Origin of the sequence: Paraburkholderia sp. BR10954 (assembly GCF_040965775.1) — a bacterium.
Lineage (GTDB): Bacteria > Pseudomonadota > Gammaproteobacteria > Burkholderiales > Burkholderiaceae > Paraburkholderia > Paraburkholderia youngii.
This window is the reverse complement of record NZ_JBFRCK010000005.1, coordinates 147,081-160,397: the sequence shown is the minus strand read 5'-3', so window position 1 is coordinate 160,397 and position 13,317 is coordinate 147,081. Positions and strand designations below refer to the sequence as shown.

Here is a 13,317-nt window from a genome sequence, read left to right as displayed (position 1 = left end):
CAGTGCATCGCACTCCGTTTTTTTTCGTCGTCACTTCGCATGGCTCGCGCGCCAGTCGCGCGGCGTCATGTGGAAGCGCGACACGAACCAGTTCGTGAACGATCCCTGTTGCGCGTAGCCGAGCAGCGCCGAGACCCGTCCGATCGGGTAGGTGGGATTGCTCATGTAGCGCACCGCGAGTTCGCCGCGGACTTCCTCGACCTGATCCGAAAAGCTGGTACCGGCCGAACTCAGCTGCCGTTGCATGGTGCGCACGCTCAGGTGCAAATAACGTGCAACCAGCTCCGCGTTCGCCTGCTCGAGCGGCAGCAGCAGGTAGATCGCCTTGCGCACTTCCAGCGCGGCCGATTCCGCTGCGCTCGCGTTCTTGGGCGAGGCGAGGCTTTCCGCATAGCGCACGAGTTCAGGATCGGCCAGCGGATTCGGGTAGTCGAGATCGGCGCTCGCGCAGACGAAGCCGTTGAAGTCGCTGCCGAACTGCAGCGGACAACCGAAGAAGCGCCGATGAAACGTCAGGTCCGCGGGTGCGGCGTGTGTGAAATGGACCTCTCGCGGTTTCCAGAACTTGCCGAGCAGAGCGCTGGAGTGCCGCGCGAGGACGCCGAGTGCCAGTTCGATCGCCTGCTTCGTTGGGGTACCCGGTTCGACGACGAGTTCCTCCCGAATGGTGACCGTTTTATCCGCGTCCTCGACGTACACCGCCAGCGCTTCGTTGAGCAGGTGACGGTATTCGGCCGCGGCCAGCAACACTTCGCGCAGCGTGCGCTTGTGCGCGAGCAGGACATTGATCACGCCGCTGCCGAAGGTCTGCCGGGTTTCCGCCATTTGCAGCGCGACGGTCGGGCACGACGCCTTCTCGGCCGTCATTTCGAGCAGCCGGCAACAGGCGGTGGCCGATACGCGATCGTCCGGATTCGCGAGCGCGCCGGCATCGATGCCGGCCTGTTTCGCGAGCTCGACCGGATTAAGTCCGAGCCGTCGCGCCACTTCGAAATAACCGCTCATGGCTACCGACGTCACCATCGTTTCCATCGTAGTTTCTCCGGACGATTCAAACGCTGAGTCTTTTTCTAGTCATTAAACGCTTGCTTCGCGCAATTATTGGTGTTAACGCGCAGTGGCACGAATCGCTAAAAGGATGGCGTCCAATCATAAAAGTGTAGCGCTTGATTCCCGTATCGTGTGCACATGTCGTTCGATGTGTTCCAGCAAATTTTCATGCGACCTCGCGATAGCGGAACACCGTCACTCACAACTGGATGGAGGCAATCAAATGCAATTTCTCGACGATTCGCTGCACCCCGAGAATCAGGACAAGGTAGTCATCACCACTGCCCCTTACGGCCCGGAATGGATGCCCGCGGACTTCCCGGAAGACATCCCCGTGACGATGGACCAGCAGATCCAGAAGGCCGTCGATTGCTACAACGCCGGCGCCACGGTACTGCACCTGCACGTGCGCGAACTGGACGGCAAGGGCTCGAAACGGCTGTCGAAGTTCAATGAACTGATCGCGGGTGTGCGTACCGCTGTGCCCGACATGATCATTCAGGTCGGCGGCTCGATCTCGTTCGCACCGGAAGACGACGGACAGGCCGCGAAGTGGCTGTCCGACGATACGCGCCATATGCTGGCCGAGCTCGATCCGAAGCCCGATCAGGTGACGGTCGCGATCAATACCACGCAGATGAACATCATGGAGTTGCTCTATCCCGAGTATCTGGCGGGCACCTCGCTTTCCCACCCCGCGTTCATGGCCGCCTACAGCGAAATGACTGTTCCGGCCGGTCCCGCATGGGTCGAGGAGCATCTGCGCCGCCTGCAGGCTTCGGGCATCCAGCCGCACTTTCAGCTCACCGGCATTCACGCGCTCGAAACGCTCGAGCGCCTCGTGCGCAAGGGCGTCTACAAGGGCCCGCTGAACCTGACGTGGATCGGCATCGGTGGCGGCTTCGACGGCCCGAATCCGTTCAACTTCTTCAACTTCGTGCATCGCGCGCCGGATGGCTGCACGGTCACCGCCGAGTCGCTGCTGAAGAACGTGCTGCCGTTCAACATGATGGCGATGTCGATGGGCCTGCATCCGCGCTGCGGCATCGAGGACACGATCATCGATCAGCACGGTAAGCGCTTCACGTCGGTGCAGCAGATCGAGCAGTGCGTGCGCGTCGCGCGCGAACTGGGCCGCGAAATCGCCACTGGTAAAGAAGCCCGCGAGATCTATCGTATTGGTGTGCAGTACGAGACGGTCGAAGAAACGCTCAGCGCCAACGGGATGGCGCCGAACCGCCAGGCCGGCGTCAAGAACCTGCCGCTTCGCGCGGCGTGAATGCCGGAAGTCCGGGCCGACGCGTTGGCCGAGGCCGGGCTTCATGGGTAACGCTCCCGCTGCATCGCGGGAGCAGATAGCTGAATCCATAACAGGTCGTCGGCCCAGGCGGGCAAGGCGGCCGCCACGGAGTCAGCGTGGAAGGAGACTAAACATGCTCGTTCAGCATGCAGCGCCCACGACGGGCGAAGTTTCGGCAGCTCAGACGGATGTGCGCGCTTATGCGTGGGTGGTGTTCGCGTTGACGGTCGGATTGCTGCTTTCCGACTATATGTCGCGGCAGGTGTTGAATGCCGTGTTTCCGCCGCTCAAAGCGGCATGGAATTTGTCCGATGCGCAGCTGGGTTCGCTCAGCAGCGTGGTCGCGCTGATGGTCGGTGTGCTCACGTTCCCGCTGTCGGTGCTGGCCGACCGCTGGGGCCGCGTGAAGAGCATCGTGCTGATGGCGGCGATGTGGAGTCTCGCGACGGTGGGCTGCGCGATCTCGGCCAACTATGGGCAGTTGCTGCTGGCGCGTGCCTTCGTCGGGATCGGCGAAGCGGCGTATGGCAGTGTCGGTATCGCAGTTGTCCTGAGCATCTTCCCGGTGCGACTGCGCTCCACGCTGACCGGCACCTTCATGGCCGGCGGCGCGTTCGGCTCGGTGCTGGGCATGGCGCTCGGCGGCGCGGTGGCGGCTCACCTCGGCTGGCGTTCGGCATTCGGCGCGATGGCCGCGATGGGGATCGTGCTGGTCGTGATCTACCGCCTCGTCGTCACCGAAAAGCGTCTTGCGCCGCTGCAGCCGGCGAGCGTGACGAAGCAGACGCAAACGCGCGGCATGCGCATGAGCCTGCGCGAGCTGATGAAGGGCTTGTTTTCGACGAAGTCCGTGGTGTGCGCCTATGTGGGCAGCGGTCTGCATCTGATGGTTCCCGCCGCTGTATGGGCGTGGATGCCGAGCTTCCTGAATCGCTACTACGGCATGGCCACCGGCAAGGCTGCGATGTGCGCGGCGGTGTTCGTGCTGGTGACCGGGGTGGGCATGGTGGTGTGCGGAAACCTCGCAGACCGGCTCAGCAAGAACGTGCGGCAACGCAAGTGGAGTGCCGCGATCGCCTACTGCCTCGCCTGTTTCGTCCTGCTCGCGATCGGCTTCCAGATGACGGCGGGGCCGTGGCAACTGGTCGTGATCGGCGTCGGCATGTTCTTCTGCGCCGGAGCGAGCGGCCCGTCGGGTGCGATGGTGGCGAACCTCACGCCGCCGACCATTCACGCCTCGGCGTTTGCGACGCTGACGCTCGCGAACAACCTGCTGGGCCTCGCACCGGCGGCTGTTCTGACGGGGATCATCGCCGATCGGATCGGACTGCTGGGCGCGTTGCAACTGGTGCCGTTCGCACCGCTCGTCGCAGCCGCCGCATTCATGATCGGCAAACGGAACTACTCCGGCGATCTCGATCGGCTCAACACGCTGCGCGAGCAAGCCGCACGCTGACATCGGATGGTGCCGCGCGGACGGCGCGGACAACAGAACCTGTAATGCGCGTCGGGCGCAACGAACTCTGCGAAGTGCAGATCAAGTAAAGAATTGGAGAGTCAACATGGCAAAGGCAGTGCGCTTTCATGAAACCGGTGGTCCCGAGGTCCTGCGCTACGAGGACGTCGAAGTGGGCAACCCGGGTCCCGGTCAGGTTCGCCTGCGCCATCAGGCCGTGGGACTCAATTTCGCCGATACCTACTTTCGCAGCGGCCTGTATCCGGTGCCGCTGCCCGCGGGAATGGGCGTGGAGGCCGCGGGCGTGGTCGAGGCCGTGGGCCCCGACGTCACGAACGTCGCGGTGGGTGATCGTGTGACCTACACGGGTTTCATCAACACGCTCGGCGCGTACAGCACCGAACGCCTGATTCCCGCCGCGCCGCTGATCCGGCTGCCCGATGCGATCGACTGCGAAACGGCTGCCGGCATGACCATGCGCGGCCTGACCGCCGCGTACCTGATGCGCCGCATTCACGCCTTCAAAGTGGGCGACACGATCCTTCTGCATGCCGCCGCCGGCGGTGTCGGCCTGATCGTTTCGCAGTGGGCGAAGCTGCTGGGTCTCACCGTGATCGGCACGGTGTCGAGCGATGCGAAGGGCGAGGTGGCCGGTGCGCACGGCTGCGATCACATCATCAACTACAGCCGCGAAGATGTCGCGAAGCGCGTACGCGAACTGACCGATGGCGTCGGCGTGAACGTCGTGTTCGACAGCGTCGGCAAGGACACCTTCGAGGCTTCGCTCGACTCGCTGAAGCGTCGCGGTCTGCTGGTTTGCGTCGGCACGGCCTCCGGCCCGATCCCGCCGTTCAATCCGCAGTTGCTGGCAATGAAAGGCTCGCTGTATCTGACCCGCCCGGCTCTGGCTGACTACATCGCCGATCCGGCCGAGAAGGACGAGCTTGCTCGGGACATCTTCGAGCTCATCGCCTCGGGCCGCATCAAGATCGAGTTGAATCAGCGCTATGCGCTCGAGGACGCGGCGCAAGCGCATCGTGATCTGGAATCGCGCAAGACGACGGGTTCGTCGGTCTTCGTTATCTAAGGAGCTAGCCATGCGTGTCGAACAACTGACGTGCTCGATCGGCGCCGAGCTGACCGGGGTGAATCTTGCCCACGCCATCTACGACGATGGCCTGTTTGCCCAGATCCGCTCCGCGCTGCTGAAGCATCGGGTGCTGTTCCTGCGCGACCAGGACATCACGCGCGCCGAACACGTGGCGTTCGCGCGCCGCTTCGGCGAACTGGAAGACCATCCGGTCGCGGGCAGCGATCCGGAAAATCCGGGCCTCGTGCGTATCTACAAGACCCCGGACCAGCCCAACGACCGTTACGAAAACGCTTGGCATGCCGATGCCACGTGGCGCGAAAAGCCGCAGTTCGGAGCGGTGCTGCGTTGCGTGGAATGTCCGCCCGTCGGCGGCGACACGATGTGGGCGAACATGGTCCTCGCCTACGAAAATCTGCCGGCGTACGTGAAGGCGCAGATCGCGGACCTCCGCGCGCGCCACAGCATCGAGGCGAGCTTCGGTGCCGCGATGCCGATCGAAAAGCGTCTGGCGCTGAAGGCGCAGTTTCCGGACGCGGAGCATCCGGTCGTGCGCACGCATCCGGAAACGGAAGAGAAGGTGCTGTTCGTGAGCGCTTTCACGAGCCATTTCACGAACTTTCATACGCCGGAGCGGGTGCGCTTCGGTCAGGACGCGAATCCCGGCGCGGGCGATCTGCTGCGCTATCTGATCAGCCAGGCGTACATCCCCGAGTACCAGGTGCGCTGGCGCTGGCAGAAGAACAGCATCGCGATCTGGGACAACCGCAGCACGCAGCACTATGCGGTGATGGACTACCCGCCGTGTCATCGCAAGATGGAACGCGCCGGCATCATCGGCGACAAGCCGTACTGAATCAGCAAGTAGCTTCCCATGAATTACGAATTGAAACCGACCATTCTGATGGTTCCGGGCTTGCGCGACCACGTCGCCGAGCATTGGCAAACCCTGTTGCAGCAACGGCTGCCGAAAGCGCTGTCGGTGCCGCCGCTCGAGCACGACAAGCTCAGTTGCGAGGCACGGGTTGCGGCGCTCGATGCCGCACTCGCGAGAATCGACGGACCGGTCATTCTGGTCGCGCATAGCGCGGGCGTGATGATCGCCGTGCAGTGGGCGGCGCAGCACAAGCGCGAGATTCACGGCGCGCTGCTCGCGGCGCCCGCGGACCTCGAGACGCCGATGCCGGCGGGCTATCCGGAGCTGGATACGCTTCAGCAGAACGGCTGGCTGCCGATTCCGCGCAAGCGTCTGCCGTTTCCGAGCATCGTCGGCGCGAGCCGCAACGATCCGCTCGCACGGTTCGAGCGGGTGCAGGACATGGCGCAGGACTGGGGCAGCCGCCTCGTCGATCTCGGCGAAGTCGGGCACCTCAATCCCGCTTCGGGCTTTGGCGAATGGCCGATGGCGGAGACGTTGATTCGCCGCCTGGTGCTGATGTGACGCGGCTAGCGTCGGATCAGCAGGAGCCTGAAATGTCGCGTCGGATCGTGGTGGGGGTCGCCGGCGAACTCGCGCCGGGCCAGCGCAAGCTGGCCTTCATCGATGGCCGCAGCATCGTGCTGTTCAACATCGCAGGCACGCTTCACGCCATCGACAACACCTGTCCGCACAACGGGGCCGCGCTTTCTAGCGGCCAGCTGGAAGGTTGCATGTTGCGCTGTCCGGCGCACGGTCTGCGCTTCGACGTGCGCACGGGCTGCATGGCGGGAACAGGCGGATTGAGTGTGACGACCTTCCCGGTCGAAATAATGAATTCAAAGGTGGTGGTGAGTCTCGACGAGCCGAATGCGACGCCCTCGCATGAGCGAGACGCCACAACCCATCAGGAGACGGAAAGATGCAAGGCTTGATGATGCAGCAGTCGCTGCTGGTGTCGGCGCTGCTCACGCACGCGGAGCGCCATCACGGCGAACAGGAAATCGTGTCGCGACGCGTGGAAGGAGACGTCCATCGTTATTCGTATCGGCACCTCGCGCAGCGCGCGCGCCGCATGGCCAACGCACTGGCAACGCTCGGCGTCGGCCAGGGCGAGCGCGTCGCGACGCTCGCGTGGAACGGCTATCGCCACATGGAGCTGTATTTCGCGGTATCGGGCTCCGGGTCCGTGCTGCATACGCTGAACCCGCGACTGCACGTCGACCAGCTCGAATACATCATCGAGCATGCGCAAGATCGTGTGGTGTTCTTCGACCTGACGTTTCTGCCGCTGATCGAGAGCGTCGCGCCCCGGGTGAAGAGCCCGAAGGTATTCGTGGCGTTGACCGATCGCGCGCACATGCCGAAAGCGAACGAGCTGGACGGCATGCTGATGTGCTACGAAGATCTGCTGGAGCTGCACGACGACGTCTTCGAATGGCCGCTGCTCGACGAAAACAGCGCGTCGTCGCTGTGCTACACGTCGGGCACCACCGGCAATCCGAAGGGCGTGCTGTACAGCCATCGCTCTACCGTGCTGCACACCTACGCGGCGGCGTTGCCCGATGCGCTGAACTGTTCCGCGCGCGACGTGATTCTGCCGGTCGTACCGATGTTCCATGTGAACGCGTGGGGACTGCCCTACATCGCCTGCATGGTCGGCGCGAAGCTGGTGTTTCCGGGGCCCGCGCTCGACGGCAAGTCGCTCTATGAACTGATCGAGACGGAACGCGTGACGCTGTCGGCCGGCGTGCCGACCGTGTGGCAGGGACTGCTCACGCATGTCGATGCGATGGGCGGCACCTTTTCGTCGATGCGGCGCACGGTGATCGGCGGCGCGCCGTGTCCGACCGCGATGACCGAGGCGTTCCAGAAGCGCCATCGGGTCGAGGTGCTGCACGCCTGGGGCATGACCGAATTGAGCCCGATCGGCACGGTCTGCAGCTTCAAGGCGCATCAGCAGTCGCTGCCGATGGACGAGCAATACCGGGTGCAGGCGAAGCAGGGACGTGCGCTGTTCGGCATCGACATGCGGATCGTCGGCTCGCACGGCAATGAATTGCCGTGGGACGGCGAGAGCGCTGGCGATCTGCAGGTGCGCGGCCACTGGGTCACGCAACAGTACTTCGGCGCCGACGTCGAGTCGCCGCTGTGCGACGGCTGGTTTCCGACCGGCGACATCGCGACGATCGATCGGCTCGGCTTCATGCAGATCACCGATCGCAGCAAGGATGTGATCAAGTCGGGCGGCGAATGGATCAGTTCGGCGGCCATCGAAAACGTCGCGTATCTGCATCCGGAAGTCTCGACTGCAGTGTGTATCGCCGCGCGGCATCCGAAGTGGGACGAACGGCCGCTGCTGCTGGTCGTGAAAAAGCCGGGCAGCGAGCTGGCCGGCGACGAACTGCTGTCCTTCTTCAACGGCCGGGTCGCGCGCTGGTGGACCCCCGATGCCGTGGTGTTCGTCGACACGGTGCCTATCGGCGCAACCGGCAAGGTGCTGAAGAACCAGTTACGCGATCAATACGGGAATTACTACTTGCCCTGACGCACGGCTTGCGCAGCGACGCGGTTCGATTCACGCAACAACGCGGCCGGTCACGCCCGGGCGCACACAAAATCACCAATCATTTGAAGCGACCGCAGCATGGGCTTTTGCGCCACCGCCGGTACGCGAAGGAGACGCAATGAAGTTGAAGTCAAGCAGCGCTATCGTGTTGGCCATTTTCGCCACCGCAGCTCATGCGCAGTCGTCAGTGACGCTCTATGGCGTGATCGATACGGGTTTCCTGTATCAGAGCACTTCGGCGGCCACCTTCCTGCCGCACGCGCCGAACACGGGCAAGATTTATCAGCTGAAGGACGGCGGTATCTATGCGAGCTTCTGGGGTTTGAAAGGCAGCGAAGACATCGGCGGCGGCTATAAGGTCAATTTCAAGCTGCAGGGCGTATTCAACTCCACGAACGGCAAGTTCGGCCTGTCCGATACGCCGGGCACCACCGCGATCTTCAACCAGTTCGCGACGATCGGCGTGTCCGGACCCTTCGGTACCTTCGACGCCGGCCGGCAGATCATTCCGATGATCTACGCGATGGCGGAAACCGACGTGCGCGGCGCGCAGTATTTCGGCAGTATTCTGACCGCGTGGCTGGGCATCAATCAGGCGGCCGGCTGGCCGGGTACGAGCACGAACGCGCCGATCGGCGCGCTGTACGACAGCAATGCGCTCGTCTATAACTCGCCGAAATTTTACGGCGCATCGCTTGCGCTCGAGTACGCGCCGGGCGGCGTCGCCGGTCATTTCCAGGGCGGCACGCGCGAGTCGGCCGTGGCCAGGTATTCGAACTACGGTTTAAATCTGTCCGCGGTGTATTACAACGGCCACGATACCAACCCGTTCCCGATCACGTACCCGGCGGCACCCGCCATCCCTGCGACCGGGCTGGCGAACAACCGTTTCTACTATTTCGGTGCGATGTACACGATCGCCGGATTTTCGGTGTCGGCCTCGTATGGCGCCGGCAAGAACCCGGCGCATAGCAGCACCGCCGACTTCGAAATGATTTCGGGGGGCCTTGGCTACCAGTTCAATCCGCGTTTCAAGGTCACGTCCGGGTACTACTACCTGAAAGACAAGAACAACTCGGCGAACCATTCGAGCGAATTCGCGGTGGGTGCGGAATACAACCTGTCCCAGCGCACCAAGGCTTACGCGCAGGTGGGTTATGTGGCCAACAAGGGGACCATGAACCAGACCATCATCTATGGCGCCCCGGTTGCGCCTGGCGTGTCCACGACGGCGGCCATGGTCGGCATCCGCCATACCTTCTGATTACGTCACCTATAACAACTGGAGTATTCGATGAAAAGCATTCAGGCACGCGCGCTGGCGATTGCCGCATTGATTCTGGCCGCGTCGAGCAGCGCATGGTCGCAGTCGGGGCAGACGGCCAGCGCAGCTTCGGGCGCGCCCGCGATGTCAGGTAGCGCGGCCGCTCCCGCCAGCCCGAGGCAAGCGAATCGCGCACTGCGTCGGCAGGTGTATGCCGCGATCGGCAAGCACAAGGAGATCAGCGCCGGCAATATCAGCGTCGTCGCAAAAGGCGGCGCGGTGACGCTGAGCGGCACGGTCACCGACGCTTCCCAGATCAATCAGGTCGCGGAGATCGCGAAGGGCGTTCCGGGCGTGACTTCGGTGACCAACAAGCTTACCGTGCAAAAGCCGTTCGGCGGGCAGTAAAAAGAGCTCACGCATCGGGGGAATCAAAGCGCGAGGAGCTCACTACAATAACCCACTAGCCGTCGAACAGCGCCGTGTAACGGCGCTGCATCTCTTCAGGCGTGAGCGCTTCGATCTGCGCGCCGAGCTGCCATTCGTGGCCGAACGGATCGCGCACGGTCGCCGAGCGCTCGCCATAAAAATGATCGGTTAGCGGGAGGACCACGGTTGCGCCCGCTTTGACCGCTTGTGCGAATAGCTGGTCGACGTCGTCGCAGTGGATATGCAGCAGCACGCCCGGCCGGCTGTCGCCGCTCGGGCCGAGCATGTCGTGCTCGGGATATTCATCGGACAGCATCACGATCGCGGGACCGATCTTCACTTCGGCATGACCGATGCGGCCGCCTGGCTCGGTCAGGCGAAACTGTTCGATGCCGCCGAATGCCTGTGCGTAGAACTCAATCGCCTGCGCGGCATTGCGCACGCGCAGATAGGGGTAGACCTCATGGATCGCGCTCATCGTCACCTCCAGGTGGTGGGCGAATGATTGATGGGACGTCATGGTCGTTGCGGCAGATTACATTAGAAGTAGACAGCCGGGTTTGGCCCTCCGTGAATCCGGAATCGCGTCACATTTGTCACTCCCATCACTCGATGACCGGCGGCGTAAACTGAACCTTCATCAACAGCGAGCGATGCAAGGCGAGCGAATCGCCTTCCGACCCGAACGCACAGGACATCGCTCTAACCCGGAGGTTGCGATGACGACGAACAAGTCACCTGAGAAGAGTGGGAAAGATGGACAGCCTGCGATGAAGACACCGCCGGCCGTGTCGCGGCAAGAGTGGGAGGCCGCGCGCGAGCAGTTGCTCGTCAAGGAAAAAGCCTTGACACGTGCCCGCGACGCGCTGGCCGCCGAGCGGCGTCGGATGCCATGGCTTGCCGTGGAAAAAGCGTATGCGTTCGACGGGCCGCAAGGCAGAGTGAACCTGCTCGATCTCTTCGAAGGCCGCCGTCAGCTGGTCATCTATCGCGCCTTTTTCGAGCCCGGCGTGCACGGATGGCCAGAGCACGCGTGCATTGGCTGTTCCCTGGGGGCCGATCAGGTCTCCCACCTTGCGCATTTGCACGCTCGCGACACGACCCTCGTGTACGCGTCCCGCGCACCGCAAGCCGATATTGCGCGGCTGAAGGCCCGGATGGGCTGGGAGATGATTCCCTGGTACACGATCACCGACAGCTTCGACGCCGACTTCGGCGTGGACGAATGGCACGGCCACAACGCGTTCATCCGCGACGGCGAGCGAGTGTTCCGAACGTACTTCATTAACGGGCGTGGCGACGAGGCGATGGGCACGGTCTGGAGCTACCTCGACATGACGGCGCTCGGGCGGCAGGAGACGTGGGAGGATTCGCCGGAGGGCTACCCACAGAGCCGGCCGTACAAGTGGTGGAACTGGCACGACACTTACGTCCCCGGCGCGGCTCCCGATCCGAAGTGGGTCGAGGTGTCGGATGCCGGCGAGGCCGCATTTCGGAAGCACGACGAGTAGCGCCTGACGAATCGTCACTCGGAGAAACGACGTTCGCCAACGTACGGGACGGCCGTTCTCGCGGTCCAGCGGTATTGGAATGCTAGAGTCACGCTCGCACGCAGCCTGACTTCGAACCTATCTATGTTCGCACTACCGTGGATCGCGATTTTCCTCGCCGCGCCGGCGACGTGGGCCAGCACGTTTCGCTGGCTGGGCGTCGGCCTGCTCGTGATCGGATACGGCACGGCGTTGGCGACCGGGCAGCTCGGCCCTTTCGCGAGCGTCGCCATTGCGCTGCTCGGCGTGGCCGCGTACGCGGTGTCGCCGGCTCGCCAGCGTTACGTTCGATACGCTGGTCATCTGCTGTTCGTCGCGCTCGCGATCGGGCTCAGCCTGCATTGGCTACCCGGCTTTCATAACCCACGCGTGATCGGCCCCGTGCATCTCACGCCGGATGCCGTGCCCTTCACGATGTACCTCAATTTCGACAAGCCGCTGATCGGCTTCTGGCTGCTGCTCGCCTTGCCGTGGATTCGGCCGCCGCACGCGCTGCGCACGTGGTTAGTCGCCGGCGTCGCCGGTTGGCTGATCACGGTCGCGGCCTGCATGGCCGTTGCGTTGTCGCTGGCGATCGTCGGATGGGCGCCGAAGCGGCCCGCGGACAGCGTGCTGTGGTTGGTGAACAATCTCTTTCTCGTCACGCTTACCGAAGAGGCGTTGTTTCGCGGCTATCTGCAAGGCGGTCTGACGCGACTGTTCGCGCGCTGGAAAAGGGCGGACCTGCTCGCGCTATGCGTGGCGGCCGCGCTGTTCGGCCTCGCACATGGCGCGGGCGGATGGCAGTGGATCGTGCTCGGGAGTGTGGCGGGCATCGGCTATGGGCTGGCGTATCGCTTCGGCGGCTTATCTGCGGCGGTGCTCACACATTTCGGGCTGAACGTGGTCCACTTTTTCTTCTTCACGTATCCGATGCTGCAGCCTGCGGGCAAGCTGTGAAACTACGTGGATCGGCCGTGCGCCCACCGCGAATCCAGGCGAAGATTAGCAATGACTGGATCGTTACCGCATCCTGACGATTCAACCACTTCGTTTTTTCCGTTTGCGAGGGCCGCATTCCGATGAACGCATCCGAACGTATCGACGAACTGATCGCAGGACTCACCGACTGGCGCGGCGCGACCTTCGCTCGCATCCGTCAATGCGTGCTGGCGGCGGACCCGGCGATCGTCGAGGAATTCAAGTGGATGGGTAGTCCGGTCTGGTCGCGCGACGGCATGATCGCGGTCGCCAACGCGCACAAGGGTAAGGTCAAGCTGACCTTCGCGCACGGGGCGGGCCTGGCCGACCCGGACGGTTTGTTCAACGCGGGCCTCGAAGGCAACGCGCGGCGCGCGATCGACTTCTTCGAGCGCGACGAGGTCGACGAGCGCGCACTTAAAGCGCTGATCCGCGCCGCGATCGACTATAACCAGAGTCATCTGAAGAAGAATACGCGCGGCGCAGTACCGAAAACCAGCCGTGAGCCGACGCCCGGCGACGCCTGAAGCCAGCACGGTCTGTTCGCCGGCCCCGCCGCGCCGCCGGTCGCGGTGTATGGATACCAGAACTGATATCGATATCGCCGAAAATATAATTGGAAAGATATCACCCCGCTCCGTACACTTCACCATCCCTGGACATTGAGCGGCAAGCCTTGCGCCGTGGCGCCGGGTGGGCCGCTTCAGTCAAATATGCCGGTGAGGGTCCCGGC

The 13,317-nt window shown here is 63.3% G+C and carries 14 protein-coding genes; 12 read left to right on the top strand and 2 right to left on the bottom strand.

The features are described from left to right. Positions 1–30 precede the first annotated feature (30 nt). Positions 31–1,032, bottom strand: coding sequence for an AraC family transcriptional regulator (locus AB4Y34_RS10025; protein WP_176381080.1), 1,002 nt, complete (start codon positions 1,030–1,032; stop codon positions 31–33). Between the two features lie 241 nt (positions 1,033–1,273). Here AB4Y34_RS10025 and AB4Y34_RS10020 point away from each other — a divergent pair, with 241 nt between their 5' ends. From AB4Y34_RS10020 to AB4Y34_RS09980, 9 genes are all read left to right on the top strand, one after another. After that, a complete protein-coding gene (locus tag AB4Y34_RS10020) occupies positions 1,274–2,329 on the top strand; it encodes a 3-keto-5-aminohexanoate cleavage protein (RefSeq protein ID WP_176381079.1) in 1,056 nt (351 codons plus the stop codon). Positions 2,330–2,483: 154 nt separating this feature from the next. After that, positions 2,484–3,806, top strand: a complete 1,323-nt coding sequence (locus AB4Y34_RS10015) for an MFS transporter (protein WP_368715922.1) — start codon at positions 2,484–2,486, stop codon at positions 3,804–3,806. 106 nt (positions 3,807–3,912) lie between these two features. Continuing rightward, positions 3,913–4,893, top strand: coding sequence for a quinone oxidoreductase (locus tag AB4Y34_RS10010; protein WP_176381077.1), 981 nt, complete (start codon positions 3,913–3,915; stop codon positions 4,891–4,893). A 10-nt stretch (positions 4,894–4,903) separates the two neighbouring features. Continuing rightward, positions 4,904–5,752 carry a TauD/TfdA dioxygenase family protein gene (locus tag AB4Y34_RS10005; RefSeq protein WP_368715921.1) on the top strand — a complete coding sequence of 283 codons (849 nt, stop codon included), beginning with the start codon at positions 4,904–4,906 and terminating at the stop codon, positions 5,750–5,752. A gap of 18 nt (positions 5,753–5,770) precedes the next feature. Further along, positions 5,771–6,337, top strand: a complete 567-nt coding sequence (locus AB4Y34_RS10000) for an RBBP9/YdeN family alpha/beta hydrolase (RefSeq protein ID WP_368715920.1) — start codon at positions 5,771–5,773, stop codon at positions 6,335–6,337. Between the two features lie 32 nt (positions 6,338–6,369). Then, positions 6,370–6,747, top strand: coding sequence for a Rieske (2Fe-2S) protein (locus tag AB4Y34_RS09995; RefSeq protein ID WP_368715919.1), 378 nt, complete (start codon positions 6,370–6,372; stop codon positions 6,745–6,747). After that, positions 6,735–8,360: a 3-(methylthio)propionyl-CoA ligase gene (locus AB4Y34_RS09990; RefSeq protein WP_368715918.1), complete on the top strand. Its 1,626-nt coding sequence runs from the start codon at positions 6,735–6,737 to the stop codon at positions 8,358–8,360. The genes AB4Y34_RS09995 and AB4Y34_RS09990 overlap by 13 nt, the downstream gene beginning before the upstream one ends. A gap of 139 nt (positions 8,361–8,499) precedes the next feature. Next, positions 8,500–9,645 carry a porin gene (locus AB4Y34_RS09985; protein ID WP_368715917.1) on the top strand — a complete coding sequence of 382 codons (1,146 nt, stop codon included), beginning with the start codon at positions 8,500–8,502 and terminating at the stop codon, positions 9,643–9,645. A gap of 30 nt (positions 9,646–9,675) precedes the next feature. Further along, positions 9,676–10,053 (top strand): BON domain-containing protein, encoded by a 378-nt coding sequence (locus AB4Y34_RS09980; protein WP_176381072.1) that lies wholly within the window; start codon positions 9,676–9,678, stop codon positions 10,051–10,053. A gap of 55 nt (positions 10,054–10,108) precedes the next feature. Here the strand turns inward: AB4Y34_RS09980 and AB4Y34_RS09975 are convergent, their stop codons facing one another. Beyond that, positions 10,109–10,552 carry a glyoxalase/bleomycin resistance/extradiol dioxygenase family protein gene (locus tag AB4Y34_RS09975; RefSeq protein WP_176381071.1) on the bottom strand — a complete coding sequence of 148 codons (444 nt, stop codon included), beginning with the start codon at positions 10,550–10,552 and terminating at the stop codon, positions 10,109–10,111. A 241-nt stretch (positions 10,553–10,793) separates the two neighbouring features. Between AB4Y34_RS09975 and AB4Y34_RS09970 the strand changes: the two genes are divergently transcribed. The 3 genes from AB4Y34_RS09970 (at position 10,794) to AB4Y34_RS09960 (ending at position 13,111) form a co-directional block, all read left to right on the top strand. After that, a complete protein-coding gene (locus tag AB4Y34_RS09970) occupies positions 10,794–11,585 on the top strand; it encodes a DUF899 domain-containing protein (protein ID WP_368715916.1) in 792 nt (263 codons plus the stop codon). 123 nt (positions 11,586–11,708) lie between these two features. Next, entirely contained in the window at positions 11,709–12,563 is an 855-nt protein-coding gene (locus tag AB4Y34_RS09965; RefSeq protein ID WP_368715915.1) for a lysostaphin resistance A-like protein, read from the top strand. Between the two features lie 122 nt (positions 12,564–12,685). Continuing rightward, entirely contained in the window at positions 12,686–13,111 is a 426-nt protein-coding gene (locus AB4Y34_RS09960) for a DUF1801 domain-containing protein (RefSeq protein WP_368715914.1), read from the top strand. Positions 13,112–13,317 lie beyond the last annotated feature (206 nt).